Below are 27,000 nucleotides of genomic sequence, written 5' to 3'. Positions count from 1 at the left end.
ACTTCCGCGTGCTGTGGCGCGAACGGCACGCGTCGCGCGTAGCCGGATCCGAGGTCAAGCTCAGCATCGCGGACGCAGCCCTCAACGGCGACGCCTATGGGTTTCAGGCCTGTGCCCTGCTCGCTGCGCAGGCCGAGACGATCCGCGCGCTGGCCGCCGCAATCACCGGAAGCGAATTCGACGCTGACGAGCTGATCGCGCGCATCAGCGAAACCGTACGCACCACCATTGCAGACGCCACTGTGCAGGTGGACGTGAACGTGGCGCGGAGGGACGCCAATGTCTGACCAGTTCCGTTCGTGGCTGCGGACCGTGGTGCCCGCCGCCGTCTACGCCTCGCTGCGCTGGGCCGAACCGAGATTGCCCGCATGGCTGACCCGGCTACTACTCGGCTCCAACACCCCACCCACCTACGCCCCGGCCACGATGGCGGGTGATGCTGCGGACTCCGCAGCAGGCCGCACGCCCCTCGTGGATGAGAACGCGCCCCGCACCCGATCAACGGGTGCGGGGCGCTCATTGCGTTTAACGGCTTACCCACGCACTACGTCGGCCAGCGGAATCGGCGTGTCCAGGTTCTCCGTCAGGTGGTCGAGCGATGTCGTGCCGGGTATCGGCAACACCACTGGCGAGAGCCCGAGCAACCACGCCAGTGTCCGTTGCGCAGGTGAGAGTTGGCCCGTGCCGTCGGCGTCGGTTGTCGGTTGGGCGAGATTGCCCTGATCGAGCGGGGCATACGGTACGAACGCCGTGCCCGTGCGTGTGCAGTGGTCCAGCATCTTGCGGTCGCTCTCGTTGGCGTTGAACCTGTTTTGAACCGCGGCGATCGGCGTGAAGCTCAACGCCTGGTTGATCTGGTCGATCGTGACTTTCGACAGGCCGATGTGCCTGATCTTGCCCTCGTCGCGCATCTCGGTCAGCACGCCGAGTTGGTCGGCTAGCGGCACGTGCGGGTCGATGCGATGCAGGTAGTACAGGTCGAGCTGTTCCAGCGCCAGCCGTCGCAGGCTTATCTCGACGCATTGCCGCAGGTACTCCGGGCGTCCGACCGGTGCCCACCGGTTCGGGCCTTGCCGGGTCATCCCGCCCTTGGTGGCGATCACGAGATCGTCCGGGTATGGGCGCAGGGCTTTGCGGATCAGGTGTTCGCTGGTCTCGGGGCCGTAGGCGTCCGCGGTGTCGATGTGGTTGACCCCTAGCTCAACAGCTCGACGGAGCACCGCCAAGGCGGCGTCCATGTCGGTCGGGTGGTACCAGTGCCCCGGCCCCGTCAACTGCATCGCACCAAACCCGATCCTGCGGACGGGAAGCTCACCGCCGATGTGGAAAACCCCGGAGGCTGATTTAGTTGCCGTCATCCCTGCTGCTGCTCCTTTGCCGAAACGGTGGCCCCCGACGGGACGGTCGGCCGCATGAGTGTGGCGAGTTCGTCGTGGACCTGTGCGGCGATCACCTCGGGGGCCACGCCGGTCGTGTCGACTTGCATTACCCGCGTGCCACGGGCCTCGAGGTAGTCGGCCGCATCCTCGTAGAACTGGCTCTCCAGCTGGCTGGAGTCCCGCTCGAACTGATAACGGTTGTGCTGACCACGCCCGACCAGCCGTTCACGGACGACGCCGGGGGAAGCGGTGAGGATGACTACGAGATCGGGATTGTCGGCGTAGGCATTGATGACCTGGAGAAACCGCAGATCCAGCTGGTCGAGACGCTGCATCACCATGCCCGAGGCGATGTAGCGATCGGAGACGACGTTGTAGCCCTGGGCCAGACGCGGGCGCACCTCGTCGGTGAGGTGCTGGTACCGGTCGGCGGTGAATAGGCACGCCAGCACCGCGCCGCCGGAGTCCTCGACCTTCGCCCGAGCTAACTGGCCGATGTCGCTGTCGGTGGGTTCGGCGGTGAGGTGGGTTGGTGTTCCGGTGGACCGCAGGCGCTGCGCGAGCAGCCGTACGAGGGTCGATTTCCCCACCCCGCTTGGGCCATCGACGGTGACGAACAGGCCGCGTTGTTCGTGCATCGTGCTCCCTCCTTGCACATCAGTCGAAAAGGCTGGGTTCGGGCTGTGGTGGTGCCGCCAGCGTGATCCCGCCAGCGGCTTGGAGGTCGCCGAACGTGGTGATGCCGAGTTCGGTGACGAGTAAGGAGAACAGGCGGGCCGTGACCAGCACGTCCCAATCCACCCTGTGCGGATGCAGGCCGTCGGGAATGTCTGTGTCGAGCTTGTGCTGCTCGACCAGCGCGCCGAGCTTGTGCGTTGGCAGAGCGGGCCACGCCTTGCGGGCCATGCGCAACGTGTCCAGCGCGGCGAGCGGCCGCCATTCGGGGAGTTCGCGGGTCAGCACGCCGAGGTCGATCTTGACGTTGTGTCCGATGGGGATGGCGTTGCCCAGGGCTTGCCGTACGTCGTCGGTGACTTCCTCGAACGTAGGTTGGTCGGCGACGTCCTTGTCGGAAATCCCGTGGATCTTCCGCGCCTGCCAGGTGATCTTGCCGTGCGGGCGAACCAGCCAGGAGACCGGATCGCCCGCTATGCCCGCCTCGATCGGGACGATGCCTAGCTCAACAAGGTCTGGCGGACGCTGGCCGTTGCCCTCGACATCGACGACCACGAAGGTCTGCTCGGTCCACGGCGCGGTGTCAGTCATTGCGGTCTGCCCATCCGGTATCGGCCCGCCCGTGCAGTTGAAGTCGGTGCGGGTGTCGCTGGTCGTGCATCTGGAAACCGAGCGCGTGCTGGAGGTAGTAGCGGGGCTGTTCATCCAGTCCTCGCAGCACGGCGGCGCGCTCGGTGATCTCCACGATGTCGCAGTGTTCCTTGTTGGGCAGGTGCGCCGCAGTCGCTCGGATGGTCTCTTCCGTAGGGACTTGGTGCGCCGAGGCGCACAGGTTGAGTTGCTGCACCGGGCAGATGTCGCACAGATCCCGGATGCCGTAGTGGCCGTTGTAGTCGGGGACATTCCAGCCGTAGGCGACCGCGCACGAGGTCTTGCGGAACAGCGCGCCACCATCACCGTCGCGGAAGGCGGCGAGCACCCGTTGCTCCAACGTCTCCGGGACGATCTTGCGCCGGGCGGTGTCTTCGTACGGTTCGGGAATGCCGTTATCGCGGAAGTACTGCTGGATCTCGTTGCGGTAGAACAGGCCCGTGAACACGGTCGCGTGCGCCGACCGGCTCAGCTCGACCGCCGTGCTCAGGTGCTCGTCGGTGTCATTGAGGCCCGGCACCAGGGGCCGCCAGTACAGAACAGTGCGGTAACGATCCGCTTTCTCGTAGGCAAGCCGGAGTGAGCTGGCGGCGATGTCGCTGTTGATGGGTTCGACACGGCGGTCATCGATCCCGGAGTAGGTGAACAGCATCGTCAGCTTGACGTTGCGCAATTTGTTCAGCCGGTCGCAGTCCTCCGGCAGGACGGGATAGCGGGTGATCACCAGCACGTGGTTGGTCAGGCCGCGGGCATCGAGGTCTTCAAGCACAGCGCACAAGTGGTGCTTGACCTTCGGCAAGAACGGGTCGGTGGCGCGGTTGAAAATCTGGATCGGCGTCACGTGCGGCTGAAAATAGCCGTGCCCCACCAGCGCCTCGACCGCCTCGGCGTCGGACATGAGCGCCATCGGCGTCCGCTGGTCCCACATGCCGTAGGTGTGGCGGATGCAGTACGAGCAGTCGGCCGGACATCCCTGGATGTGGTTCAGCGACAAGCCCGACTTGCGGTACTCGACGACCTCGCGTGCCCGCTCGGGCAGCTGGTCGATCTTTTCTTTGCTGAGAAGGGGGACGAACGTGCGCATCATGCCTCCTGGATGTGGAGAGGTGGAGCTGTCGTTCGTGCGAGAAGTTGGTCAACGGACCGACGCGGTCAGTGGCGCCCGGTCGCCGAGTCACAGCTGCGGCGCGACTCCCGGCCAGTGCGCTACGCCGTTCGCGTCGTAGTACGGCTCGCCTTCACTGTTGTCGTCCTACTCGGTGGCGGAGTCGGATTCGGGCCCGGGATTGTCCGGCATTGGTCACCCCCTCTCGTTGTCCACAGTGGCCACTTCAGCCCGCAACGTCGCTGGTGCGGGAAGTTGGAACCGGCCGCCCAGCGCGCTGCGGAACGCGCTGGGCAGGCCGGGCGACCCGGTGCCGGTCGGGGGCAGGGATTTACGGCACCGGGCCGGGTCTACAGGCTTTGCAGGGCGGCGAGCAGCCGTCGCAGCATTCCGGGGTGCCGCGCCATCGCTTCCCGGTCATCGACCGGCAAACCAGACTCGATCAGTGGCAGGTGCCGGGTTTCCTCGAGGGCGAGCGCATCGGCCAGATCGCCGCGCATCTGCACGGTGCGCGGCTCGCGCAGCTGGTGCCGGCCATGTCCGCGCGCCTCGGCCTCCACCCGCGCGACCAGATAGGCAACCGTCAGCGCACCCGCGCCGCTACCAGCGTGGCGCGCCGGGGCGTAGTAGAACGTCGCCCACAGGGCGAGCCCGCCGACCCCGAGCAGGCCGCTTGCGACCATCGCGGCGATCATCGGCCTTTCCTCTCGCCGTCGATCACGTGCGGCGGAACATAGGTCGCGCTCTGGTCTTGCAGAAGCTCGGCGATTTCGTGCATCAGCGCGGCGGTTTCGGTGTACTGCTCGTCGTTCACGGTCTGCTCGCGCACGTCGTCGGCGAGGCCTTCCAGCACGGCCGAGGCACGCACCAACAACTCGTGCGACTGCGGTTGGACCTGCGCGTTCATCGCGCACCCACCGCCGGCGGCATGGGGCAGAGTGCGAGCACGTGCGCCGCCGCATTGCAGTCCGGGCACGTCTCCCACAGCCAGGCCATGTCGCCGGTTGCAGCCCTGACGGTCCGCTCGCACAGCGTCGTGACCTTGGTGCCGTCCGGGTAGATCGACGCGCCTGGCGGGTGCTCGTCAGCGCTCGCGTGCCGCTGCCCGGCGGCTGGAACCCAATGAAAGGGGTGCGGCCGGTACGTCGCACCAATGCTGGTCATGGCAATGACTGTGACGCCCATCCGAGCAATAACACAAGAAATTCGAGAAATTTCAGAGCAACTACGCCCGTCCGGGGTAGCTACGCTACGCCGAGCGGGGTTAAGCGCCCGGCTGGGCATTGACGATTGCTGAAGTTGCTTGCAGGATGCTCGGTGTTTCGACGATCTGGAGGGGCTATGAAGCTCACGTTCTTGGGGACTACCAGCATCAACGGCTCGTGCCCGAATCTGTACGCCACGGACCGGGGCACCTACGTCGTGCAGGGCTACAAGATCGATGACCCAGAAGCTCTTGCGGCGCTCTACGACCGGGGGATGCCGGAGACGGAAACCGCCGTTGAGATTCCCGCCGAGCTGCTGTCGTTCGCGCCGAAGGACACGTGATGACCCGGCTCGTACGAGGCGAGGACTTCGGGCGGCTGTTTGAGACCTTCACGCGCTCGGCCTGGCGCTGGGAATGCCAGGCCGAATACCGGGAGCCGCACGAGGCGGAAGCGTTCCGGCAGTTCCTCGCAAGCGAAACGCCCGACATGTCTTTCACGACGGAATGGCTGGCCAACGTCCGGCAGGCAACCGCAGCGGGGCGGCGCTTCGAGCGGGTGCGGGTGCTCACCGAGCCACTGACCGACTACCTGCGGTTCGAGATGTTCGCGGCATCGGACAACGCTGCCGCGGGCGAGGACATCCGCGTCATGTCGACCGCCGCCGCAGCCGAGTACAACCTACCCGATCACGATTTCTGGTTGTTCGACGACGAGTTGGTCGCGATCATGCACTTCGACACGCACGGCATGATCGCCGCCGAACTCGTCGACGACGCCGACACGGTGGCAAGGCACAGGAGGTGGCGCGGGATCGCGTGGAGTCATGCGGCACCCTTTGAGACGGTCCTGACACCCTGACCCGACGAGATGAACCTGTGAGCACACCCGAACGGCACAAGCTCGAATTCGGCGATCGACTGCGCGAACTCCGGGAAAGCGCCGGCTACTCCGGCAGGGAGTTCGCCAGCGCCGCCGGTTGGCAGCCGTCCAAGATCTCCAAGATCGAGAACGGCAAGCAGCTCGCGACGGATGCCGATCTGCTGACCTGGGTGCGGCTCACCAAGGTTCCAGAACCGGCGGCGACCGAGCTCCGCGACGAGTTGCGGACGATCCGGCTGGAATCCTCCAACTGGAAACGGCAGCTGCGGACCGGGCACCGGCGACGGCAAGAGCACAGCCGCGGTATCGAGGCCGAAGCAACCACGATCCGCGCGTTCGAACTCGTCGTCGTGCCCGGACTCGTCCAGACCGCCGACTACGCACGCCAGGTGCTCAGCTCGGCCGCCGCCCTACAGCAGGTGCCGAACGACACCGATGCCGCCGTGCAAGTACGCCTGGAACGACAGCACGCGCTCTACGACTCGGCCAAACACGTCGAACTACTCGTCGCCGAATCTGCCTTGCGGTACTTCGCCTGCCCGCCGCAGACGATGGTGGCGCAGATCGACCGCCTGATTGCCCTGTGCGGGCTGGCGACCGTCCGGTTCGGCATCATCCCGCTCAATACCCGGTGGCCGCACATCCCGGCAAGCGGGTTCTGGATCATCGGCGACACCGTATTCGTTGAGACCGTCAACACCGAGATCAACACCGACGATCCCGACGACGTCACCCTCTATAACCGGCTCGCCGACAGCCTGTGGCAGGCCGCGGTCGAAGGCGACGACGCACGGCGTCTGCTCGTGCAGATCTCCACGGATATCGCCCGGCTACCCGATCCACCGGCGACGAAGGACTGACCGTGTTCACCTACTGGCGCAAGTCCACTAAGAGCCTGCACAACCCCGAACAGTGCGTCGAGGTCGGCACCGCCCCCAACATGACCGGCGTGCGCGACACAAAGGATCTCGACGGTGGCCTGCTCAGCTTCACCAACGAGCGCTGGTTGTCGTTCGTCGCCGCGATCAAGGGCGGCAAGTTCGACGCCTGACCAACAACAAAGAAGCGCCCGCCCGGTAGTCCTGGTACCGGGCGGGCGCTTCCGTTTTTGCGGTCACCACCGCCAGTAGTAGCGGCCGTGCGCTGTCCATTTGGTTGGGGCGTACTGGGAGATGTGGAAGGCCATGCCCTTGCCTTTGGCGATGAACTGGTCGCGGCGCAGCTTCTCCCGCAACACGCCGTCGTAGTGCCCGTTGTCGTCGAGCCACCGTTCGTACTGCTGTAGGCACGGCTGATTGGAGTGGTACGGGTTCGAGCACGGGGCGGGCGGGAACCAGAGCTGTTCGTGCCGGAAATGGATCACGGTGCCGGTGGACTCTTCCGTGATCGTGCCCTCGGCGATCAGGCACACGATCGACGTCGGCACCTGCCACGGCACGTAGTGCTGCCGGTCGCTGTCCGATGGCAGCGGGCGCCGGTTCGTGCAGTCGAGCCCATTGCCGATCATCTCCGAGTCGACGCGCTGCCGGTAGTACGTTCCGTTGTCCGACCACCCGTCCAACAGCACCCACTCGCCGGAGCTGATGAACCGCTCGGAAACGTCGGGCGGCCACGTGGCCGGGTCACCCCACGCGATGCGTGAGTCAACGCCGCTGCTCTGCGGTTCCCATGTCCACTGATTCCGCCACCCGGCAGCATCGTGCATGTTCGCGTCTTCCGACCAGAATTGTCCGGCCGATCGCGTGCCGGCCATCGAGTAGTCCGCATACGTCTCGGCCGTGGCTGCGCTGGCCGTAGGCGTCCCGGCCAGCGGGGCGCCCACCACCAGGAGCATCCGCCCGAGTGTCCGCGCCGCCCTCATGAGGCATGCCCCGGCGATTGGTCGAGGAGCACCGCCGGGCGCGGCACCCATGGCTCACCGGCGATCGGCTCCCATGCCGTGACTCGCGGGCCGTTTCCGATACCGGCGATCAGACGCCCGACATTGGTGCGCGCGAGGTGGCCTGCTGCGGCTTGCCACGTCGGGTATGCGCGGCGGCTGACGCGCTCGATGCCGAACCGCGGCGGTCGGTCCGCGGTGCTCGGTTGCCAGGTGAGCAGCCAACGCCACTCGTCCGACTGGTGCATGAGCCACCCGGCGTACTGGCCGCGGTACATCAGGAGGTAGCCGTGCTGGAAGTCACGGCCGCGGATGCGCGCGGCCGCCCAACCATTGGCGGTGACGTGCTGCGGCTCTGGCTCGCGAAACCGGCGGCTCATCGCACACCACCGAATGCGCGGAGCAGCAGCAGCGCTCCGGTGCCCATACCAACGGCGAGGGTCCACCCGGCCACCGCCGCAATGATCCGCGCCTGATCCGCCGCAACAACGGCGAGCAGCGCGGCACTCAATATTCCGACAAGTTCAGATCCACGCAGGAGGTGCACGCGCGGGCAGCTCCTAATCGGTTTGAAACCGCGCCCATGTTCAGCCCGCATCGGGTTTTCGCGGTGCCTGGCTGACGTTCATGGGCCGTTCCGGTGTGATCTGTCCACACCTCCGCCAACGGCAGCCCTAGTAGAGGTACACCCTCCGGCGCGCACGCTCCCGATCGCGCCGTTCTCGGGCGCCTGCTACTGCCGCGTCTACATGGCCTCAGTGAGGAGATATTTTTTCATGCGCCTGGCAAGAAGATCCACCAAAGCTTCGATTTCTTTCATGTCTTGTTGGCGGACCGGCAGACATATGCGGGACGTATGGTCACTCGTCGAATTTTCGACATTTCTGAATTGCTCAACATTTGACGGCTTGAGGATGCCGAGCTCGTATCCCAGAATCACAGCACCGACACGGTTGCGCAGATTAAACTTGCGGTAGATACTACACAATCGGGACTTGACGGTATCTTTCGAGATGAACAACCGCATCGCAATTTCATTGTCCGTAAGTTCGCAGGCGATGCAATATATGACATCCCTCTCTCCCTTAGTGAGATTCATCAACTCGTCGATGCTAAATTTTTGCGGCGCCGTTCTCACTACATTAAAACCGTTCGTACTAGTTTGAAAATGACGGAATCACGTGGGTGCGGCCGGTTAGCGACGGATCGATGCCGGGCCGGGGGGCACGACACTTGGATATCCAGTGCCGACCGGCACCGGGCCGTGTCTGGGGGTCATGCGGTACGTCTATGACGTCCGATAGCCACTTCGGCGGGTGGCTCTTCCCGCATCGCTTCCTCAATGCAGTCTCGGCACGGTCTCACGAGGGGTGGCGCATTGGACCTACCCATGTTGAGCCCGCATCGCGACGTCGCGACGGTGCCGGGCTGGCGTTCGTGCGCATACCCGAGGTGGTCAGTCCAAACCACCCGGACCCCAGGCAGACACGCGTACCCTTCCATCGCGGGCACTGGTCCGAATACGACCGATTCGCTCACTCTGTGCCCCCGCCTGATCTCATGGCATGCGCCCGAACGTGAAGTACATGGGAGAGTCGCCGCAATTTGTCCGCTAGCACTACCTGATTCTCTAGGGGGTAGTCCCCCCGCACGATATTGAACTGCGCATCGCTGATTGCCCATTGGACTTCGGCAAGCATCACAGCAAGCGTATCGGCCGGAACCTGACTCACCACGGGTGGAATATCGGCCAGTCGATCAGCTCTGCCAATGACGACCAGCAGGCAGGGAACGCACGCTGCCCCCTCACCTTCCTCGCACACCTCCACCTGCACGCGTGGGAACTTCTCCCCGGACACGGACGTCACCGTGCCATCCCGAGATTCTTCCGCACAGTGCAGGACACGTTTCGACTCACGGACGACGCCATTTTTGTAGCGGAACCACCGCACGTTGCTACCCTCGGACGTCTGGTCGGGCGGACCAGCTGCCATCGGCGAACTCGTTCCCACAACTGGCTCCTCCTCCTTGTTCTGGTAGGGCAGTCCCCGCCGTTCGGTCGGGGGGCACTTCGCGAGCACCCGATCAACGGGGACCGCCCGGGAGAAAGTTTGTCGGCGCAGGACGAGTGCAGGTGATACGCGACGTATCACTACCCGATTGGGCTAGTGAACGTTCAACGCCCTAGCGAGATTGCGCAGTTGTGGTGATTTCGATGCCGGGGTGTGTAGTAGGTCCCTGACAATGGATTTCGGCAGGCGCTGATTTTTAAACCAGAAGGGTACGGCGGCAGCGGTTGCCGATAGCAGTGCAACTGCCCTGTCCTTATCCCCGGTTCTGAGGTATACCAATGCGCGATCTGTATCGTGCCTGCATTTACTTAAGATGGGTAGGGCTGAGCTACCCCCTGGCATGGTTTTTGACGCCGTTAGAGCGTCGCCGAACTCACCTAGATTGATCGCTATGTCTGTGTGCTGCATAGCGATCGATGACGGACCGAAGATACTGCTGTGGTGGCACTGTCCGTCAGGGACCTTTGCGGCTATTTCTCGCGCCTCGTCCAAGAAATGCTTCGCAGCCACAGCGTTACCCGCGCGTGCTTGCGCGTTACCCGCCTGAAGCAACAGAGATCCGTACACGCTCATTTGGGGAGTGGTGTGAGTCCTTCCCGGTTCGATCGCTACGGCGGTTGAAACAGACAGATCTCGTGATTCCTCGTACCTGCCGGAAACCATGAGCTGCCAGGCCAAAGACCCCGTTACGGATGCCGTCATTACGGGGTCGTTTAGCTCAGTGGATAGGCTAATAGCCCTCTGCGCGGCTATATGTGCCGCGTCAGGATGCCGTAGTACCGTGAGCGTCCGGGCAGCAGCCCACAGAACCCGTGACAAGGAATGGACGTAAACCGGTCGATCGGCGTCGGCTGACGCAGCAAGCCCCGACTCTAGTCGCCTGATTCGTTCTGGTAGCGCGCGCACAGCGTCGTCATGCTGCCCACTCCAATACGTGCGCCACGTCGCTATTTCGACAAAGCGTGCTTCTTGAATCGTTGCAGGGTCGTCCTTCGGGGGGGTTGACAGACTTACGGCGTGGCGTAGCGCCGTCACCCCTTGATCCTGGTCGTGTTCCGGTATCGAGACCGGTACCAGTAGATCCGCGAGTGTCACATCAAGGGCGCGGGCGATTTTGTGGAGGCTTGCGACGCTCGTTGTCTGCCTCGCACCCTGTTCTAGCTTGCGGATCAGGACAACAGACAGACCCGCCCTGTCTGCTAGCTCCTGTTGTGTGTAGATCGACCCACGCAGCTCCCGTATGCGGTCACCTAGTGACCGTTGGTTACTCATGTGGCCACGGTACAGCCGAGTTGCTCTGCGGAGAAGATGATGCTATGGCGACTGAGCCTCCGGTGAGGCGTCCCTGCCTCCGGGTGGGGGCGTTTTTGCTTCCCTCTACCTTCTCTACGCGCGCGAGGCGCGGAGTGATTTGTGTTGACACGATGAGGCTTGCGAGCTCGGGCCGAAACGATTGGAGGCTTTGCGAACGGCGTTGGAGGAAGGCGAGGTCCGGCTGGCCCGGCGTGACGGCACGCTGCGCTACCCGGCGCGGTTCCAGCTGGTCCTGGCCACGAATCCGTGTCCGTGCGCGCCGGCTCGCGACCTGGACTGCCAGTGCGCGCCGCAGGTCCGGCGGCGCTACCTCGGCAAGTTGTCCGGACCGCTGCTGGATCGGGTCGATCTGCGGGTTCGGATGCGCCCCATCACCGCGATGACCGTGCGCAGCGGCGCCGAGCCGGAGGGCACAGCGGCGGTGCGCAAGCGGGTGGAGGACGCGCGGGCGGCGGCGCGGGAGCGGTGGGCCGCGCACGGGTGGCAGACCAACACCGAGGTCCCGGGGCCGGTGCTGCGGCGGGAGTTCACGTTGCCGGTCGAGGCGACGGGACTGCTGGACCGGGGGCTGGAGGTCGGCGCGATCACGGCGCGGGGCGCCGACCGGTGCCTGCGGGTGGCGTGGACGCTGGCCGACCTCGATGGGCGTGATCAACCGGATGCGGAGCACGTGGCGGCGGCCTTGGAGTTCCGGGACAGGAGGGCGGCGTGATGGCGAGGTGGACCGCGATGGCGGAGAGGGCGAAGCGGGAGTTGCTTGCTGCTAGGGCTTTCCTGGCTGCGGTTGCCGAGCCGCCGGCCCCGGCGCTGGCCGGGTTCGTCGCGGAGCGGGGCCCGTGCCGGGCGGTCGGTTGCGGTGCGGAGGAGTAGGCGCGGGAAGCCTTAATACTGTCGCTGCTGGCGATCAAACTCACCACCACTCGCCGGGTCTCCCACGTCGACGACATCGCCACCGATGCTGGTGCGGCACTGTTCGCCGGGCTGACCAGCCTGCCCAAAGCCACCGCGCTGACCACCTACTCCTACCGGCTTGATCACGCCCGGCAGCAACGATTCCTTGCCGCGCTGGACAAAGCCAGCCTCACTGCCGGGCTCGCGCACGGCGAGACAATCAACCTCGACTTCCACGCCGTCATGCACTGGGGCGACGATCCCGCGCCGGAAAAGCACTACGTGCCACGACGTTCACAGCGCACCCGCTCGGTGTTGACCTTCTTCGCCGAAGACGCCGCCACCCACACCCTGCTCTACGCCAACGCCGATCTGGCCAAAGCCAGCCAGAACAGGGAAATCGTCGCCTTCGCCGACCACTGGCGCGAGGTCTCCGCAGCGGACCCGAAACTATTGATCTTCGATTCCAAGGTCACCACCCAGGCCCAACTCGCCGAACTCGACGCCCGCGGCATCGGCTTCATCACCCTGCGCGCCCGCACCCCAAAACTCACCGAGCACCTGCATTCCCTGCCCGCCAAGGACTGGACACCTCTCACCGTCACTCGCGCGGGCGGGAAAACCCGCCGGGTCCGCGTGATCGAAGACCCCGCAGCCACACTCTCGGCCTACCCCGGCACGCTGCGCCAACTCGCCATCACCGGGCTCGGCCACGACGAACCCACCATCCTGATCACCAACCAGCCCGACACCCCCACCAAACACGTGATCGAGGCCTACGCCCGGCGGATGGCCATCGAGCAACGCCTCGCCGAAGCCATCCGCTCCTTCGGCCTGGACGCCCTCTCCGGCGCGGTCCCACTCAACATCGACCTCGACGTCGTGCTCTCCGTGCTCGCCCACACCGTCTGCGCCGCGCTACGCCGACGCCTTCCCGGCTACGCCACCGCCACACCCGACACCCTCCAACGCCGATTCCTCTCCACCGGCGGCACCATCGAAAACCGCGACAATGAGATCATCGCCCGCCTCGATCGACGCGCTTACTCACCCGTTCTCCGCCAAGCCGACCTCCCCACCGTCGAGGTCCCCTGGTGGGGCGGCCGACGCCTCCGCTACGAGTACGAGTGATCAAACTGGGGTCGAATCCGCTGCGCGAGAATCGGCGTTAGTGGCAGGTGCCGGGTTTCCTCGAGGGCGAGCGCATCGGCCAGGTCGCCGCGCATTACGACCGGCTCGCGGAGCCGATGCCGGCCATGTCCGCGCGCCTCGGCCTCCACCCGCGCGACCAGATAGGCAACCGTCAGCGCACCCTCGCCGCTACCGGCGTGCTGTGCCGGGGCGTAGTAGAACGTCGCCCACAGCGCGAGCCCGCCAACGCCGAGCAGGCCGCTTGCGATCAACGCGGCGATCATCGCTTTGCCTCCGATAGGTCGATAACAAGCGGCTCCGGCGCCTTTCCTTCACCGCGCAGTGCACCGGCCACCGTCGCGAGCTGGTCACCGAGTCGCCGGATTCCGGCGTCGCTCCATCGACCGCGCTCAACGTCGTCGGCGGCATAGCCGAGCATCAACACCGTTGCGCGGATCATGCGCCCGATGCGGGCGTGCTCGGCGCTCATCGCGCACCCACCGCCGGCGGCATCGGGACCTCGGCGAGCACGTGCGCCGCCGTGTTGCAGTCTGGGCACGTGTCCCACAGCCACGCGAGTTCGGTGTTATCGGCGATCAGCTGGTGGCCGCACAGCGTCGCCACGCATATTCCGGTGGGGTAGCCGCTGGTTGGCTTGGTGTCGCTGCTCGCGTGCCGCGCGCCGTCGGCCGGAACCCAACTGAACGGGTGAGGGCGGTACATCAGCGGACCGCCTTCACCGAAGTGGTATCGGGCAGCGGCCACAGCAAGAACAGCGGGCCGAAGAACCGCGCGTAGGCGAGCAACCCGAGGACGAGCATCTGCGTCGTCATTGGCCATGCCTTCCTGTCTCCGAGGATTTCCCTGTTGACGGAGCGACTTTCGCGGCTGCGGGCGCGGGAGAAAACGACAGAGCGGTGTGCGATATACATCCCGCGTATACCTGCACGTGACAGACTGTCGTGATCCTTATACTGATCGTGAGATTGGACTGATGGGGTGACAATGGGCGCCAGCAGCGACAACCGTTCGTGCCGCACCTGCTGTACCCGCCTCAGAGACTGTTGGGTAACTGGGTGGTTACGCAGCGATGTTGGTTTCGGCGGTGAGTCGGCGGGCGGCTTCGCGTTCGGTGGCGTTGGACCACCGGATGCTCTGGCCGGCGAGCCGGGTGGCCATGAGGCGGATCATCGCGAGTTTGATCATGTTTTCGGAGTTCGCGGTCAGGCGTTCGTAGTCGCGGGCGAGGCGACGGTTGCGGATCAGCCACCCAAAAGTTCGTTCGACCACCCACCTACGTGGTAGCACCTGGAACCCCTTGACATCGTCGCTGCGTTTGACGATTTCCAGTACCAGTCCGAGTTTTTCCTTCGCCCAGGCCAGCAGGCCGTTGACGACGGAGTTGGCGTATCCGCCATCGGCCCACACCAGAGCGATCGAGGGGAACCGGGCCGCCAGGCGTCGCAGGATCTCGCGCCCGCCGCGCTCCGCGCGGTCCTGCACCGATGCGGAGGTGACCATGACGACCAGCAGCAGGCCGAGGGTGTCCACGACCAGGTGCCGTTTGCGGCCTGTCGTTTTCTTGCCCATATCGAACCCGCGTTCCTGCCCTCCCTCGCTGCTTTTGATGGACTGGGCGTCGAGCACGGCCGCCGACGGGTCCGCCGTGCGTCCGGCCTGGCGCCGAACCTGATCGCGCAGCGCGTCGTGGACACGGTCGATCGTGCCGTCGGCACTCCAGTCCCGAAACCAGCGATAGGCCGCGTCCCAGGGCAGCAGATCACGGGGAATCATCCGCCACTGACAACCCGAACGCAGCACGTAGAAGATCCCGTCCAGCACCAGGCGATCGTCGTATTTCCTTGCCATACCGCCCTTTCGGCGGTCTCGTACCGGCATCAACGGCTCCAGGACCGCCCACACCTCATCGGTCAGACTGGACGGATAACATGGGCGGCGATCATCCCCGCCGGTATCGCAGTTGCACACACAACAAGATCACGGCGGGGATGATCTCTTTGTCATCTCGACACACCGACCGTGATCAACATCACGCCACGCTCAGTGTCGCCCCAGTTACCCAACAGTCTCTCAGCGGGGACAACCGGGGTGTGCTGTGCAGCCCGTGCCAGCGGAGGGCCACCCCGGTTGAATCGGGCCCCGGACCGAAGAACGAGGAGTTCTGGCAGCGCCGCGCCGTGCGCGAAGCGCTCCAGTCGCGCAACTTCGGCCTCGTCATGTATGCCTATCGCTACGAGCATCGACCGGTGATCACCCAGGCGGAGTTGGGGCGGTGGCTCAATATGACGCAGGCACAGGTCAGCCGTTTGGAGCGCGGCCCGAAGCCCCCGAGCGACCTCGACAAACTCGCCAGGTGGGCCTTGGTGCTCCATATCCCCGAGTCGTTGCTGTGGTTCAAGCTCCCGGCTCGTAAGACCTCGGCGCTGGCCACACCGCCCCACAAGGTCGACTTCGGGTGGTTCGGTGGACGCAGACGAGCCCCAGTCCTGAACACCGGTGTGCAGGCGCCCCTCACGGTGGACTCGATCAGGGAGACCACAGCGATGTTCCGTGGGCTCGACAACCGATTCGGCGGTGGCCATGCCCGAGGCATGGTCGGCTCCTACCTCGCCGCCGAGATCGCTCCCGCCATGTACGATCATCGCCCCGGCCGCGACCAGGTCGAGTTCGTCTCAGCTGTCGCCGAAGTCAACCAGTTGGCCGGTTGGATGGCCTACGACGTCGGCGACGCGCTGTCAGGTCGGCGCCACCTGCAACACGCATTGCAGCTGTGCCAACGGATCGGCGATCAAGCACTCGCCGCCGAGATGCTTGCTGGCATGAGCCACCAGGCCGCGCACGCCCGCAACGGCACGGTCTCGGTCGGACTGGCACAAGCCGCCCGTGATGCGGCAGCCGGCACTGGGTTCGCCGCCCTGGAATCCGAGACTGCAGTGATGGAAGCGCACGGCCTGGGCCCTGGTGCGCGACAAACGCGGCAGCGTCGCCGCGCTCCGGGACGCTGAGGAGGCGTTCAGTCGGGCGGAGGAGACTGACCATCCGCCGTGGCTCAGTTACTACGACGCCGCTTACCTCGCCGCCAAGATGGCCCACTGCATGCGCGAGCTCGGAGACCTCCGCGCCGCAGAACGTTTCGCCCGCCGGTCCCTTGAAATGAGCGCCGGGTACGACCGCGGGAAGCTGTTCAACACCGCATTGCTCGCTTCAATCCTCGCCGACCTATGGGAGATCGGCGAAGCGTGCGAGGTCGGACGCGAAGCCCTACGACTCGGCAGCAAGATGCAGTCAGCGCGGACCCGGCTCTACTTGCAGGACTTCGCCACTCGGCTCCGTCGGCACCAGGCCGTGCCCGCAGTGGCCGAGCTGGGCGACGAGCTTGCCGCGATGGGGATCAGCTTCGACGCTGCGCCAACAGCTTGAACAACGCGACCTGTGCGGCTGCGCCCGGGATCTCGCCCTGCTCGATGCGCTCGGGGATCTCGGCGAGGGGCACCCACTGGACGCATGCGGTCTCGTTGATGTCGGCTGGCTTGCCGGTGTCTTCGGCGCCCTCGGCGAGGAACAGCAGGTTCTCGAAGTCGGCGGTGCCTGTTATGGGCTGGAACGTGCCGAACGGCCGGATGGACCGAGGACGCCAACCGGTTTCTTCCTCGACCTCCCGGGCTGCGGTCAGCGCTGGATCTTCGTTTGGGTCGACGTAGCCGCCCGGGAGTTCCCACACCCATCGATTGAGGATGAACCGGTGCCGGTAGATCATCAGCACGTGATTTGAGTCGACGACCACCGTCATCGCTGCTTTGGGCATGCGCAACACGTACTGCTCGAACTTGATCCCGTCTGGTAGCTCGACGGACGCGATGCTCAGCTTGAGCCGTCGGGTGTCGTCGATGAGTCGTTCGCCATGGATGGTCCAGGTCGCCAGCGCGGGTGCGTTCGTCTCGTTCGCCACGGAGCGGAACGCTACCGGAACGCCGCGTGCGTCATCCATGACGGCGAGCGCCCCGGTTGTACCGAGCGGGCGCTTCCTTTGGGATTATCGCCGGCGTTTGGGTCACCACCTCCAGTAGTGCGGCGACGGAGTGATTACGTGATCACGTGCTGACAGCTGAACTTCTGCGGCGCAAGCCGAATCGCACACCATTCAAGTGATCATGATTCGGCGTGGCGATGCTTGACCGATGCCGGTGCGAGGGCCAGCTTCGAGGTATGGCCCGCTCACGCTCCGCCGAACCGCGAAGACCGGATCTACGGGTGGCTCGGGCGAAGCTGCCCGAGTCGCTCGGCGCCGTGGTCGACGGGTTCGAACGACATCTCGCTGCGGAACGTGGGTTGTCGGCGCACACCGTTCGTGGATACATCGGTGATGTTGTCTCGTTGCTGGCGTACCTGGCTGCCTCGGAGGACGGCGGAACCCTTGCTGTGCTGGATATTTCGGTCCTGCGGGAATGGCTTTCTGTGCAGCACGCGCGTGGCGTGAGCCGGGCGACGCTCGCCCGGCGGACCGCCTCGGCCCGTACCTTCACTGTGTGGGCGTTCCGCGGCGGGCTGTTGCCGGTCGACCCGGGGCCGCGGCTGGCGGTGCCGTCGAAGCGGCGGAAGCTGCCCGCGGTGCTGCGCGTTGACCAAGCGGGTTCGGCGATGCAGGCTTCTGCGGTGGGCGCGGAACAGGGGGATCCGGTGGCATTGCGGGACCACGCGGTGCTCGAACTGCTGTATGCCACCGGGGTTCGCGTCGCCGAGCTCTGCGGACTGGACGTCGACGACGTCGACCGCGAGCGCCGGCTGATCCGGGTGATCGGTAAAGGAGACAAAGAACGCGCCGTGCCCTTCGGCGTACCTGCGGATCAGTCGATCGGGCGCTGGCTTTCCGATGGCCGGCCGAAACTGGCCCGAGAATCGTCCGGTGCCGCATTGTTCCTGGGTGTCCGAGGTGGACGGCTCGACCCGCGCGCGGTGCGACGCACCGTGCACGACGCGGTCGGCGTGGTTTCCGGTGCGCCCGACGTCGGGCCACATGGGCTGCGTCACTCGGCTGCGACCCATTTGTTGGAGGGCGGCGCTGACCTCCGTAGCGTTCAGGAGTTGCTTGGTCACGCTACGCTCGCAACGACCCAGCTTTACACCCACGTGACCGTTGAACGGCTGAAGGCGATCCATGACCGAACTCACCCCCGTTCCTGACCAAGCCGGGGGCGACGCCGACACGGTGGCCGCGAGATCGACCTCGGTATCGGTGACCGCCCGTGACCAAGGCGGCTCGACCAACGGCCATGTCGGCGACCGCGCATCGTGGCGGAGGCTGTCCGTGGCGACCGCTGAGCCCGCCGCATCCGCCGATCCCGCCGATCCCGCCGCGTCCGCCGCGTCCGCCGATCCCACCGGATCCGCCGCGTCCGCCGCGTCCGCCGCGTCCGCCGCGTCCGCCGGGCCTGCCACCGGCGGGGAGCACCGCAGCGGCGACGAGGTCGAGGCCGGGATAGTCGCGTTGTGGCAGGCGTTCGGCAAGCGTCGCGACCAGGAACTGCGGGACCGGCTGGTGCTGCACTACGCCCCGTTGGTCAAGTACGTGGCCGGCCGGGTGGGCACCGGGCTGCCGTCGCACGTCGACGTCTCCGACCTGATCCAGTCCGGCATATTCGGGCTGGTCGACGCGATAGAGAAGTTCGAACCGGAACGCGGTCTGAAGTTCGAGACCTACGCGATGCAGCGCATCCGCGGCGCCATCCTCGACGACCTGCGCGCCCAGGACTGGGTTCCGAGGTCGGTGCGCAGCCGGGCCCGCGATGTGGAGCGGGCGCTGGAGCGCCTCGAGGCGAAGCTGCAGCGCACCGCGACCGATGCCGAGTTGGCCGGCGAGTTGGAGCTGTCCCTCGATGAGCTACGGGACCTGTTCGCGCAGCTGCAGATGACCAGCGTGATCGCGCTCGACGACCTGATCGGCGCGGGTCCGGCGCAGGCTTCGCTGGCCGAGACGCTGCCCGACGACCGGGCCGAGGACCCGGTGGCGGCGCTGGTGGACCGGGACAGCCGGCGCCAGCTGGCCGAGGCGGTGGAGCGGCTCAGCGAGCGGGACCGCGTGGTGGTCACCCTCTACTACTTCGAGAACCTGACCCTGGCCGAGATCGGCAAGGTGCTCGGCGTGACCGAATCGCGGGTCTGCCAGCTGCACACCCGCGCGGTCCTCCGCCTCCGCACCAAGCTCACCGAACAGGCCTGACCTGCTGCAGGCCGTTTTGGGGCTCGTTCTGCGCGGCGGTGCGGGTGGCGGGACATCAAGGTCACTTCTCACCGCAGCGGCTCCCCGGGTGATACCAGGGGAAAATCGACGTTTCGTCCTCCCCCGGAATCACCACGGATGCGACGTCACCGCCACGGTTTCAGCCGGACGTGGCCGAAGCCGAGCAGGCGTAGCGGGTCGAGGTAGTCCAGGCGCTGCCGGGCGCCCCAGTGCAGGCAGGCCCGGGGCGGTTCGGTGGTGCACCCCGGGTGGCCTGGCTCCAGATGCCCGATGGGCTGTCCCCGGGTGACCTGGTCGCCGACCGCGACCCCCGGCGCGACCGGCTCGTAGGTAGTGCGCAGGCCTCCGGCGTGCTCGATCGACACCAGGTTGCGGTCCACCATCCAGCCCGCGTAGACGACCATGCCGTCCCCAGCCGCCAACACCGGCTGGCCGACCTCTCCTGCGAGGTCGACCCCCCGGTGACCTGGGCCGAAGGTGTGCTCCGGGGCCTCGAACGGTCGCGCGACGGCAGGCGGCGGTGCCAGCGGCCAGCCGAACCGCGCGGCTACCGGCGGCGCTGGCTCCGGCGCAGCACGCGGTCGTGCTGACACCGCGGGTGGCGGCTCGGCGAGCGTTGCGGTGAGGCCCAGGGGCCCGGCGGCACTGCAGCAGATGAGGGCGGAGATCAACAGACGCATGGTGCAACCGTGGCCGAGGGTGGCCCCGGTGAACAGGGGGAAATCAAGATCTGTGGATAAACCCGGCGGCTGTGGACAACTCGCAGTCCACGATCGGGTCAGCCGGGGCGTCCAGTACACTGTCAGCGCGGTTTCGTGTCCGCACGGACCGACTTCGCGTGCCCGCACGCCCAGCTTGCGCAGGTAGGCCGACTTCGGGTCGGCCACCGGTTGGAACAGCATCGAGTTCGACGCTTCGGACGCTGCTGCTCCCGGCAGGGTACCGGCGCCCTCGCGGTCCCGAGCTCTTCGACGAGCCCGGGCGGGGGAGGCCGGGCGGGTGCCAGGGCGACGGGCCACCCGGTCCGTCGCGGCAACCGAATCGCGCGCCTACCGGCGCGCCCGACTCAAGAGGTGCGAATCTGGCCATGGCCGTCGTCACCATGAAGCAGCTGCTCGATAGCGGCGTGCACTTCGGGCACCAGACCCGGCGCTGGAACCCGAAGATGAAGCGCTACATCTTCACCGAGCGCAACGGCATCTACATCATCGACCTGCAGCAGACGCTGACCTACATCGACGGGGCCTTCGACTTCGTCAAGCAGACGGTCGCGCACGGCGGGACGATCCTGTTCGTCGGCACCAAGAAGCAGGCGCAGGAAGCGATCGCCGAGCAGGCTCTGCGGGTCGGCATGCCGTTCGTCAACCAGCGTTGGCTGGGTGGCATGCTCACCAACTTCCAGACCGTCCACAAGCGTCTGCAGCGTCTCAAGGAACTCGAGACCATGGAGCAGACCGGGGGCTTCGAGGGTCGCACCAAGAAGGAAATCTTGATGCTGACCCGCGAGAAGGACAAGCTCGAGAAGACCCTCGGCGGTATCCGCGACATGAGCAAGGTGCCCAGCGCCGTGTGGATCGTGGACACCAAGAAGGAACACATCGCCGTCGGCGAGGCCCGGAAGCTGGGCATCCCGGTCGTCGCGATCCTGGACACCAACTGCGACCCGGACGAGGTCGACTACCCGATCCCGGGCAACGACGACGCGATCCGCTCCGCCGCCCTGCTGACCCGCGTGGTCGCCGACGGTGTCGCCCAGGGCCTGATGGCCCGCAGTGGCCGCACCAACGGTGCCCCGGAGGGCGAGGAGAAGCCGGCCGGTGGCGAGCCGCTGGCCGAGTGGGAGAAGGAACTGCTGGCCGGCTCCGGTCAGGCCACCGAGGCCACCGAGGCCACCGAGGGCGGCGAGCAGGCCGCGCAGTCCTGAGTCCGCTTGCCGCGCGCCGGTCACGCGGTCGGCGCGCGGCGCGGTCCGGCTACCCGCCAGGCAACCTGGTGGGTGCCATCCGGGCCGGGTTCGCATCCCCACTGAGCTGGTTGAAAGCCACAGGACGCGGCCCGGCCGATGTCTGCAAGACCTTCGAAGCTGCGTACTAAGAGGGACGGATAACGCACGATGGCGAACTTCAGTGCGGCCGACGTCAAGCGTCTTCGCGAGCTGACCGGCGCCGGCATGATGGACTGCAAGAAGGCTCTTGAGCAGGCCGACGGCGACTTCGACAAGGCCGTCGAGAGCCTGCGCATCAAGGGCGCCAAGGACGTGGGCAAGCGCGCCGAGCGCGCCACCGCCGAGGGCCTGGTCGCCGCCGATGGCGGCGTGCTGATCGAGCTGAACAGCGAGACCGACTTCGTCGCCAAGAACGACGAGTTCATCGAGCTGGCCAGCAAGGTAGTCGCCGCGGTCCAGGCCGCCGGTGCCGCCGACCTGGAAGCCGCCCTGGCGGCCCCGCTGGACGGCAAGACCGTCTCCGAGGTCATCCAGGAGCTGTCCGCCAAGATCGGCGAGAAGCTGGAGCTGCGCCGCGTCGCCAAGTTCGACGGCGAGGTGGCCACCTACCTGCACCGCCGGTCCGCGGACCTGCCCCCGGCGGTCGGCGTGCTGGTCGAGTACACCGGTGACAACGCCGACGCTGCGCGGGGTGCCGCGATGCAGATCGCCGCGCTCAAGCCGAAGTACCTCAGCCGCGACGACGTCCCGGAGGACATCGTCGCCAACGAGCGGCGCATCGCCGAGGAGACCGCGAAGGCCGAGGGCAAGCCGGAGAAGGCGCTGCCGAAGATCGTCGAGGGTCGCCTGAACGGGTTCTTCAAGGAGAACGCCCTGCTCGACCAGCCGTCCGTGCAGGAGAGCAAGAAGACCGTCAAGGCCCTGCTCGACGAGGCCGGCGTGACCGTCACCGGATTCGCCCGGTTCGAGGTCGGCCAGGCCTGACCGGTCGCTGTTCGGCGGCACGCCGGGCGGCATCGCAGGTTCACCGGCTGAGCTGAACCAGTCGCGGTCGCCAGCCACGGCACCAGCGCCCCGCCTTCATTCGCAAGGCGGGGCGCTTTCGCAAGATCGCGGCGCCTAGCGCGGCGTCGTTGCCGGCGGGCGGACCAATCCGCGCAAACTTCAAGCCACATCGAACCTCGCGGGAGGAACCAGTGACCGACGGCCCAGCGAAGCGCGGCTACAGCCGGGTGCTGCTCAAATTGGGCGGCGAGATGTTCGGCGGGGGCAGCGTCGGGATCGACCCGGACGTCGTCGGCACGGTCGCCCGGCAGATCGCCGAGATCGTCGCCGGCGGGGTCGAGGTGGCCATCGTGATCGGCGGCGGCAACTTCTTCCGCGGCGCCGAACTGCAGCAGCGCGGCATGGAACGCGCGCGCGGTGACTACATGGCGATGCTGGGCACCGTGATGAACTGCCTGGCGCTGCAGGACTTCCTGGAGCGCGAGCACGGCATCGACACCCGGGTGATGACCGCGATCACCATGGGGCAAGTCGCCGAGCCGTACATCCCACGGCGCGCGATGCGGCACATGGAGAAGGGCCGCGTGGTCATCTTCGGTGCCGGCACCGGCATGCCGTACTTCTCCACCGACACCACCGCGGCGCAGCGGGCGTTGGAGATCGGCTGCGAGGTGGTGCTGATGGCCAAGGCGGTCGACGGCGTCTACACCGCCGACCCGAAGACCACCCCGGACGCGAAGCTGTTCGACAGCATCACGCACCGCGAGGTGCTGGAACGCGGGCTGAAGGTCGCCGACGCGACCGCCTTCAGCCTGTGCATGGACAACCACATGCCGATCCTGGTGTTCAACCTGCTGGAAGAAGGCAACATCGCCCGCGCTGTCGGCGGTGAGAAGATCGGCACGCTGGTCAGCACCCCGGACGCTCCGTCGGCCTGAGGGTGCTGGATCCTGATCTGCGGCGGGCCCGCACTGGGGCGACGCTGCGCAGCAGGCGACACTACGAATGTCCACCGGTCGGCAGACTTAAGGAGCAGCCGTGATCGACGAAGCTCTTCTCGAAGGCGAGGAGAAGATGCAAAAAGCGGTGGAGGTGGCCAAGGACGAGCTGGCCACCGTCCGCACCGGCCGCGCGAACCCCGCGATGTTCTCGGGCATCGTCGTCGACTACTACGGTTCGCCGACGCCGTTGAACCAGCTCGCCAGCGTCTCCGTGCCGGAGGCGCGGCTGGTGGTCATCAAGCCCTACGATGCCAGTCAGCTGGCGGCCATGGAGAAGGCCATCCGCGACTCCGACCTCGGCGTGAACCCGTCCAACGACGGCCAGCTCATCCGGGTGGCGATCCCGCAGATGACCGAGGAACGTCGCAAGGAGATGGTCAAGCTCGCCAAGCACAAGGGCGAGGAAGGCAAGATCACCCTGCGGGGCATCCGCCGCAAGGTGAAGGAAGAGATCGACCGGATTGTCAAGGACGGCGAGGCCGGCGAGGACGAGGGCACTCGCGGTGAGAAGGAGTTGGAGAACCTCACGCACCGCTATGTCGCCCAGATCGACGAGCTGGTCAAGCACAAGGAAGCAGAGCTGCTAGAGGTCTGAGTGGTGACGGCCGGCCAATGCGAAGGTGAGTCCGGAATGTCCGCTGGCAGCCCGGACCCGCCTTCGCGTGCTTCCCGGGCCGGACGCGATCTCCGTGCCGCCATCGGCGTCGGGGTAGTGCTCGGTGCCGCGATCATCCTTTCCCTGCTGATGGTGCGGTTCGTCTTCATCGGCATTGTGGCCGCCGCGGTGGCGGTGTCCACCGTCGAGTTGGCCAGCGCGCTCAAACGCGGGGCCGACATCCGCATCTCGCTTGTCCCGGTGCTGGTTGGTGGGCAGGCCATGCTGTGGCTGTCGTGGCCCTTCGGGCTGCGCGGGACGCTGGTGGCGTTCGTGATAACCGTGCTGGCATGCCTGGCGTGGCGGTTCCGGCACGGCGTGGACGGCTACGTTCGGGACGTGACCGCATCGGTGTTCACCGCGGCCTACGTACCGCTGTTCGCCGCGTTCGCGGCGATGCTGGTGCGGCCGGAGGACGGCGCGTTCCGGGCCTTGTGCTTCATGATCGGTGTCGTCGCTTCGGACACCGGCGGCTACGCGTTCGGCGTGCTGTTCGGCAAGCATCCGATGGCACCGAAGATCAGCCCGAAGAAGTCCTGGGAGGGCTTCGGCGGCTCGATGCTGGTCGGTGTAGTGGCCGGCGTCCTCTCGGTGACGTTGATGCTCGACGGTCAGTGGTGGCAGGGCGCGCTGTTCGGGGCTGCCCTGGTATGCACTGCGACGCTGGGCGATCTGATGGAGTCGCTGATCAAGCGCGATCTCGGCATCAAGGACATGGGCAACCTCCTGCCCGGGCACGGCGGCCTGATGGACCGGATGGATTCCCTGCTGCCGTCGGCCGCGCCCGCCTGGATGATGCTCTTCTGGCTGATCCCGACCTGAGGAACCCGCTGCACGGCTCAGGGGTGCGCAATTTCAATGGAAATCGGACCTTGACCTTCGATTTCCATTGAAATTGCGTCAACGCTCGGTGCCGGGTACCTGGGGGCGGTCGGTTGCGCCGCTTCGAAGACGACGGACTAACCGGTTCAAGGACAGTGATGCGAACCTGGCGTAAGCCGGCCCGGCCGCAGGTGAGGCCGAGCCCGAACATCTGGCATTGGCCGGAGCTCTTCGAGATCGAGAACCGAGCACAGGACTCCACCGGCGCGCTGTGGCGGGCGTTGCGGGAGCGCTGCGAGTGGGCCGGTCGCGACGTGGTCGACATCGGCTGCGGCGACGGCTTTCACCTGCCGTTGTTCGCGGCCACGGCCCGGACGGTGATCGGCGTCGAACCGCATCCGCCGCTGGCCGAACGGGCCCGCGGCCGACTGGCCGGAACCCCTGGTGTGGATGTCAGGGTCGCGCCTGCCCAGCAGTTGCCGCTCGCCGACGCCAGCGTCGACCTGGTGCACGCCCGCACCGCGTACTTCTTCGGTCCCGGCTGCGAGCCGGGCCTGGCGGAGGCGGAGCGGGTGCTCCGCCCGGGCGGGATCATCGCGATCGTCGATCTCGACGCGTCCCGCCCGCCGTACGGGGACTGGATGCGGGCGGATGCTCCGCAGATCGATCCGGCTGCGATCGAGTCGTTCTTCCAGCGCCACGACTTCGACAGCACCCCGGTGGACACCCTGTGGCGCTTCGACGACCGGCAAACCCTCGAAGCGGTGCTGGGCATCGAGTTCTCGGCGGAGGTCGCCGCCCGCGCGGCCCGTGAGACGCCCGGCCGAACGATCCCGGTCGGTTACCGCCTCCGCACCCGCCGCAAGCCGACGGGCCTGTTGCGCGCCTGAGAGCCTGTCGGCGAAGCCGTCCGCGCCTTTGGAAGCGGCGTAGCCGCTTGCATTCACCTTGCCAAGACGACCATCGGCGGGTTCTGAGAGGTTTTCTGGCGAGGACGGCCCCTCCGCCGCGTATTGGACATACATCAGGAGGGGCACCCGCAGTCCAGGGAACCGCTCTCAGGTTCCGCTAAGCGACCACCCACCCAGACCATTCACCAACAGGCGCTGAGCGGTGGGCTCGCGAGTTCGCGTCGAGGTGAGCAGGTGCGCGGGTCACTCCCCGGTGCGCTGGGCGGTGTCCATGATGAAGAACGTGGCTCCCACGACGTCCTGGAGCAGGGCGAGCCGGCCGTACGGGGAATCGGACGGTTCGCGCAGCACCTTGCCGCCCAGCTCCACCGCTTTCGCCGCTGCGGCGTCGGTGTCGTTGTCGGGGTTGACCTGGAAGTACAGCTGCCAGTGCGCGGGCACGTCCGCGGGCAGTGCCGAGCTGGTCTCGAAGCGGCCCACGGTCGGCAGGTCGCCGACGTACCAGACCGTGTAGTCGAAGCCGTCGCCCGGCTCGCCGATCTGCTCCTGCCGGTAGCCCAGTAGTTCGGCGTAGAAGGGATCGGCGGTAGAACCGTCACGGGTGTGCAGCTCCGCCCAGCAGAGCATGCCCGCGTGGTCGCGGCCGAAGGTGCCGTTGGGCGGCGCTTCCCACAGTCCGATGGTCGCGCCGGATGGATCCTCGGCGACCAGGAACGTCTCGTCGGCGGGCGTTTCCGTCGGCGGGACCAGCACCTTTCCGCCGAGCGCGCGGATGCGCTCCACCGCTCGGCGCGCCGAGCCGCACTCCAGGTACAGCGTCCAGGCGGTCGGCTCATCGGTCTCCGGCAGCAGCAACCCGGCGACCGGCTTGTGCTCCTTCAGCGCGATGTTGTAGTCCGGGCGCTGGATCCAGCGCCAGCCGAGCAGGCCGGTGTAGAAGTCCCTGGTGTCGGCGACGTCGTGGGTGGCCAGATCCACCCAGGCAGGCTCACCCAATGCGATGGCCATCGCTGCTCCTTCGAAGCGCACGCCGCAGAGGCGGTCAATGGTCGGTTACCTCAGGGTGACCGTTGCGCCGGTCCGGAAAACCCGCGTGGCGGATCAAGCCGGTTCGGCCGCGCGGGGGCGTTATTGTTCGGTGCCTTTTCCGCAATGCGAACACCCCCGAATGACGGCTTGATACTGGACGGTCCGCGTGATCGACTAGTGGCGGTGACT

General features: G+C 66.5%; 37 protein-coding genes and 1 pseudogene. 18 read left to right on the top strand and 20 right to left on the bottom strand.

All coding sequences use genetic code 11. The annotated features are described in order from the left end of the window. Positions 1–8: 8 nt before the first annotated feature. Positions 9–287, top strand: coding sequence for a hypothetical protein (locus tag ACRXBZ_RS12250; RefSeq protein ID WP_433879233.1), 279 nt, complete (start codon positions 9–11; stop codon positions 285–287). Positions 288–533: 246 nt separating this feature from the next. Here the strand turns inward: ACRXBZ_RS12250 and ACRXBZ_RS12245 are convergent, their stop codons facing one another. The 7 genes from ACRXBZ_RS12245 to ACRXBZ_RS12215 form a co-directional block, all read right to left on the bottom strand. Next, positions 534–1,358 (bottom strand): aldo/keto reductase, encoded by an 825-nt coding sequence (locus tag ACRXBZ_RS12245; RefSeq protein ID WP_433879232.1) that lies wholly within the window; start codon positions 1,356–1,358, stop codon positions 534–536. After that, positions 1,355–2,017: a dTMP kinase gene (tmk, locus tag ACRXBZ_RS12240; RefSeq protein WP_433879231.1), complete on the bottom strand. Its 663-nt coding sequence runs from the start codon at positions 2,015–2,017 to the stop codon at positions 1,355–1,357. Before tmk ends, ACRXBZ_RS12245 begins: the two co-directional genes overlap by 4 nt. A 19-nt stretch (positions 2,018–2,036) precedes the next feature. Continuing rightward, on the bottom strand, positions 2,037–2,645 hold the full coding sequence (locus tag ACRXBZ_RS12235) for a 3'-5' exonuclease (protein ID WP_433879230.1): 609 nt from the start codon (positions 2,643–2,645) through the stop codon (positions 2,037–2,039). Continuing rightward, positions 2,638–3,789, bottom strand: a complete 1,152-nt coding sequence (locus ACRXBZ_RS12230) for a radical SAM family protein (protein ID WP_433879229.1) — start codon at positions 3,787–3,789, stop codon at positions 2,638–2,640. The genes ACRXBZ_RS12235 and ACRXBZ_RS12230 overlap by 8 nt, the downstream gene beginning before the upstream one ends. A gap of 371 nt (positions 3,790–4,160) precedes the next feature. After that, positions 4,161–4,505 (bottom strand): hypothetical protein, encoded by a 345-nt coding sequence (locus ACRXBZ_RS12225; protein WP_433879228.1) that lies wholly within the window; start codon positions 4,503–4,505, stop codon positions 4,161–4,163. Beyond that, entirely contained in the window at positions 4,502–4,717 is a 216-nt protein-coding gene (locus tag ACRXBZ_RS12220) for a hypothetical protein (protein WP_433879227.1), read from the bottom strand. The genes ACRXBZ_RS12225 and ACRXBZ_RS12220 overlap by 4 nt, the downstream gene beginning before the upstream one ends. Continuing rightward, a complete protein-coding gene (locus ACRXBZ_RS12215; protein WP_433879226.1) occupies positions 4,714–4,974 on the bottom strand; it encodes an HC3 family zinc finger protein in 261 nt (86 codons plus the stop codon). The genes ACRXBZ_RS12220 and ACRXBZ_RS12215 overlap by 4 nt, the downstream gene beginning before the upstream one ends. A gap of 177 nt (positions 4,975–5,151) precedes the next feature. Between ACRXBZ_RS12215 and ACRXBZ_RS12210 the strand changes: the two genes are divergently transcribed. Genes ACRXBZ_RS12210 through ACRXBZ_RS12195 form a run of 4 tightly spaced genes read left to right on the top strand, consistent with a single transcriptional unit; the run spans position 5,152 to position 6,948 of the window. Then, positions 5,152–5,358, top strand: coding sequence for a hypothetical protein (locus tag ACRXBZ_RS12210; protein WP_168585293.1), 207 nt, complete (start codon positions 5,152–5,154; stop codon positions 5,356–5,358). Further along, positions 5,358–5,876 carry a DUF6879 family protein gene (locus ACRXBZ_RS12205; protein WP_433879225.1) on the top strand — a complete coding sequence of 173 codons (519 nt, stop codon included), beginning with the start codon at positions 5,358–5,360 and terminating at the stop codon, positions 5,874–5,876. Before ACRXBZ_RS12210 ends, ACRXBZ_RS12205 begins: the two co-directional genes overlap by 1 nt. A 17-nt stretch (positions 5,877–5,893) precedes the next feature. Beyond that, positions 5,894–6,757, top strand: a complete 864-nt coding sequence (locus ACRXBZ_RS12200) for a helix-turn-helix domain-containing protein (protein WP_433879224.1) — start codon at positions 5,894–5,896, stop codon at positions 6,755–6,757. A 2-nt stretch (positions 6,758–6,759) separates the two neighbouring features. Further along, positions 6,760–6,948 (top strand): DUF397 domain-containing protein, encoded by a 189-nt coding sequence (locus tag ACRXBZ_RS12195; protein ID WP_433879223.1) that lies wholly within the window; start codon positions 6,760–6,762, stop codon positions 6,946–6,948. Positions 6,949–7,011: 63 nt separating this feature from the next. On the opposite strand, the gene ACRXBZ_RS12190 is transcribed toward ACRXBZ_RS12195, so the two are convergent. The 5 genes from ACRXBZ_RS12190 to ACRXBZ_RS12170 form a co-directional block, all read right to left on the bottom strand. Further along, the gene (locus ACRXBZ_RS12190) at positions 7,012–7,758 is read right to left on the bottom strand and encodes a hypothetical protein (protein ID WP_433879222.1); all 747 of its coding nucleotides are present in this window, start codon (positions 7,756–7,758) and stop codon (positions 7,012–7,014) included. Further along, complete coding sequence (locus ACRXBZ_RS12185) at positions 7,755–8,156, bottom strand: hypothetical protein (protein WP_433879221.1); 402 nt, start codon at positions 8,154–8,156, stop codon at positions 7,755–7,757. Before ACRXBZ_RS12185 ends, ACRXBZ_RS12190 begins: the two co-directional genes overlap by 4 nt. Beyond that, on the bottom strand, positions 8,153–8,323 hold the full coding sequence (locus ACRXBZ_RS12180) for a hypothetical protein (protein ID WP_433879220.1): 171 nt from the start codon (positions 8,321–8,323) through the stop codon (positions 8,153–8,155). Before ACRXBZ_RS12180 ends, ACRXBZ_RS12185 begins: the two co-directional genes overlap by 4 nt. A 198-nt stretch (positions 8,324–8,521) precedes the next feature. Next, positions 8,522–8,914 carry a LuxR C-terminal-related transcriptional regulator gene (locus ACRXBZ_RS12175; RefSeq protein WP_433879219.1) on the bottom strand — a complete coding sequence of 131 codons (393 nt, stop codon included), beginning with the start codon at positions 8,912–8,914 and terminating at the stop codon, positions 8,522–8,524. Positions 8,915–9,941: 1,027 nt separating this feature from the next. After that, positions 9,942–11,120 carry a helix-turn-helix domain-containing protein gene (locus tag ACRXBZ_RS12170; protein WP_433879218.1) on the bottom strand — a complete coding sequence of 393 codons (1,179 nt, stop codon included), beginning with the start codon at positions 11,118–11,120 and terminating at the stop codon, positions 9,942–9,944. A gap of 151 nt (positions 11,121–11,271) precedes the next feature. Between ACRXBZ_RS12170 and ACRXBZ_RS12165 the strand changes: the two are divergent. Next, positions 11,272–11,874 (top strand): annotated as a pseudogene (locus ACRXBZ_RS12165) (ATP-binding protein); the annotation flags it as partial. Continuing rightward, positions 11,874–12,032: a hypothetical protein gene (locus ACRXBZ_RS12160; protein ID WP_433879217.1), complete on the top strand. Its 159-nt coding sequence runs from the start codon at positions 11,874–11,876 to the stop codon at positions 12,030–12,032. The pseudogene ACRXBZ_RS12165 and the gene ACRXBZ_RS12160, both read left to right, overlap by 1 nt. Before the next feature lie 12 nt (positions 12,033–12,044). Here the strand turns inward: ACRXBZ_RS12160 and ACRXBZ_RS12155 are convergent, their stop codons facing one another. Next, positions 12,045–12,290: a hypothetical protein gene (locus tag ACRXBZ_RS12155; protein WP_433879216.1), complete on the bottom strand. Its 246-nt coding sequence runs from the start codon at positions 12,288–12,290 to the stop codon at positions 12,045–12,047. A gap of 45 nt (positions 12,291–12,335) precedes the next feature. Here ACRXBZ_RS12155 and ACRXBZ_RS12150 point away from each other — a divergent pair, with 45 nt between their 5' ends. Then, positions 12,336–13,184, top strand: coding sequence for a transposase (locus tag ACRXBZ_RS12150; RefSeq protein WP_433879215.1), 849 nt, complete (start codon positions 12,336–12,338; stop codon positions 13,182–13,184). Here ACRXBZ_RS12150 and ACRXBZ_RS12145 read toward each other — a convergent pair. The 4 genes from ACRXBZ_RS12145 to ACRXBZ_RS12130 form a co-directional block, all read right to left on the bottom strand. Next, positions 13,169–13,468: a hypothetical protein gene (locus ACRXBZ_RS12145; protein ID WP_433879214.1), complete on the bottom strand. Its 300-nt coding sequence runs from the start codon at positions 13,466–13,468 to the stop codon at positions 13,169–13,171. The two genes, ACRXBZ_RS12150 and ACRXBZ_RS12145, sit on opposite strands and share 16 nt — an antisense overlap. Continuing rightward, positions 13,465–13,674, bottom strand: a complete 210-nt coding sequence (locus ACRXBZ_RS12140; protein ID WP_433879213.1) for a hypothetical protein — start codon at positions 13,672–13,674, stop codon at positions 13,465–13,467. The genes ACRXBZ_RS12145 and ACRXBZ_RS12140 overlap by 4 nt, the downstream gene beginning before the upstream one ends. Then, positions 13,671–13,907, bottom strand: a complete 237-nt coding sequence (locus tag ACRXBZ_RS12135; protein ID WP_433879212.1) for an HC3 family zinc finger protein — start codon at positions 13,905–13,907, stop codon at positions 13,671–13,673. The genes ACRXBZ_RS12140 and ACRXBZ_RS12135 overlap by 4 nt, the downstream gene beginning before the upstream one ends. Before the next feature lie 357 nt (positions 13,908–14,264). Next, positions 14,265–15,173 (bottom strand): IS5 family transposase, encoded by a 909-nt coding sequence (locus ACRXBZ_RS12130; protein WP_433877464.1) that lies wholly within the window; start codon positions 15,171–15,173, stop codon positions 14,265–14,267. 209 nt (positions 15,174–15,382) lie between these two features. On the opposite strand from ACRXBZ_RS12130, the gene ACRXBZ_RS12125 reads away from it, so the two are divergent. After that, positions 15,383–16,210 (top strand): helix-turn-helix domain-containing protein, encoded by an 828-nt coding sequence (locus ACRXBZ_RS12125; RefSeq protein WP_433879211.1) that lies wholly within the window; start codon positions 15,383–15,385, stop codon positions 16,208–16,210. After that, positions 16,167–16,625: an NsdA family TPR-like regulatory protein gene (locus ACRXBZ_RS12120; protein WP_433879210.1), complete on the top strand. Its 459-nt coding sequence runs from the start codon at positions 16,167–16,169 to the stop codon at positions 16,623–16,625. Before ACRXBZ_RS12125 ends, ACRXBZ_RS12120 begins: the two co-directional genes overlap by 44 nt. Here the strand turns inward: ACRXBZ_RS12120 and ACRXBZ_RS12115 are convergent. After that, positions 16,597–17,193 (bottom strand): NUDIX hydrolase, encoded by a 597-nt coding sequence (locus tag ACRXBZ_RS12115; RefSeq protein ID WP_433879209.1) that lies wholly within the window; start codon positions 17,191–17,193, stop codon positions 16,597–16,599. The genes ACRXBZ_RS12120 and ACRXBZ_RS12115 overlap by 29 nt on opposite strands. A gap of 218 nt (positions 17,194–17,411) precedes the next feature. On the opposite strand from ACRXBZ_RS12115, the gene ACRXBZ_RS12110 reads away from it, so the two are divergent. Both ACRXBZ_RS12110 and ACRXBZ_RS12105 read left to right on the top strand, forming a co-directional pair. Further along, on the top strand, positions 17,412–18,386 hold the full coding sequence (locus tag ACRXBZ_RS12110) for a tyrosine recombinase XerC (protein WP_433879208.1): 975 nt from the start codon (positions 17,412–17,414) through the stop codon (positions 18,384–18,386). Further along, positions 18,361–19,422 (top strand): FliA/WhiG family RNA polymerase sigma factor, encoded by a 1,062-nt coding sequence (locus ACRXBZ_RS12105; RefSeq protein WP_433879207.1) that lies wholly within the window; start codon positions 18,361–18,363, stop codon positions 19,420–19,422. Before ACRXBZ_RS12110 ends, ACRXBZ_RS12105 begins: the two co-directional genes overlap by 26 nt. 146 nt (positions 19,423–19,568) lie before the next feature. Here ACRXBZ_RS12105 and ACRXBZ_RS12100 read toward each other — a convergent pair whose 3' ends face one another. Further along, on the bottom strand, positions 19,569–20,123 hold the full coding sequence (locus tag ACRXBZ_RS12100) for a M23 family metallopeptidase (protein ID WP_168584941.1): 555 nt from the start codon (positions 20,121–20,123) through the stop codon (positions 19,569–19,571). A gap of 407 nt (positions 20,124–20,530) precedes the next feature. Between ACRXBZ_RS12100 and rpsB the strand changes: the two genes are divergently transcribed. The 6 genes from rpsB to ACRXBZ_RS12070 all read left to right on the top strand — a co-directional run bounded on the left by rpsB (position 20,531) and on the right by ACRXBZ_RS12070 (position 25,761). Next, on the top strand, positions 20,531–21,367 hold the full coding sequence (rpsB, locus tag ACRXBZ_RS12095; RefSeq protein ID WP_433879206.1) for a 30S ribosomal protein S2: 837 nt from the start codon (positions 20,531–20,533) through the stop codon (positions 21,365–21,367). Positions 21,368–21,556: 189 nt separating this feature from the next. Further along, positions 21,557–22,372, top strand: a complete 816-nt coding sequence (gene tsf / locus ACRXBZ_RS12090; protein WP_433879205.1) for a translation elongation factor Ts — start codon at positions 21,557–21,559, stop codon at positions 22,370–22,372. 212 nt (positions 22,373–22,584) lie between these two features. Continuing rightward, positions 22,585–23,331 (top strand): UMP kinase, encoded by a 747-nt coding sequence (pyrH, locus tag ACRXBZ_RS12085; protein WP_433879204.1) that lies wholly within the window; start codon positions 22,585–22,587, stop codon positions 23,329–23,331. 100 nt (positions 23,332–23,431) lie between these two features. Next, the gene (gene frr, locus ACRXBZ_RS12080; RefSeq protein WP_010306009.1) at positions 23,432–23,989 is read left to right on the top strand and encodes a ribosome recycling factor; all 558 of its coding nucleotides are present in this window, start codon (positions 23,432–23,434) and stop codon (positions 23,987–23,989) included. A gap of 36 nt (positions 23,990–24,025) precedes the next feature. Beyond that, positions 24,026–24,871, top strand: coding sequence for a phosphatidate cytidylyltransferase (locus tag ACRXBZ_RS12075; RefSeq protein WP_433879203.1), 846 nt, complete (start codon positions 24,026–24,028; stop codon positions 24,869–24,871). Between the two features lie 158 nt (positions 24,872–25,029). Next, positions 25,030–25,761 carry a class I SAM-dependent methyltransferase gene (locus ACRXBZ_RS12070; protein WP_433879202.1) on the top strand — a complete coding sequence of 244 codons (732 nt, stop codon included), beginning with the start codon at positions 25,030–25,032 and terminating at the stop codon, positions 25,759–25,761. 264 nt (positions 25,762–26,025) lie between these two features. On the opposite strand, the gene ACRXBZ_RS12065 is transcribed toward ACRXBZ_RS12070, so the two are convergent. Further along, complete coding sequence (locus ACRXBZ_RS12065) at positions 26,026–26,790, bottom strand: VOC family protein (protein ID WP_433879201.1); 765 nt, start codon at positions 26,788–26,790, stop codon at positions 26,026–26,028. Positions 26,791–27,000: the final 210 nt, after the last annotated feature.

Source organism: Saccharopolyspora hattusasensis, assembly GCF_050972075.1.
GTDB lineage: Bacteria > Actinomycetota > Actinomycetes > Mycobacteriales > Pseudonocardiaceae > Saccharopolyspora > Saccharopolyspora hattusasensis.
This window is presented reverse-complemented; position numbering and strand designations above follow the sequence as displayed.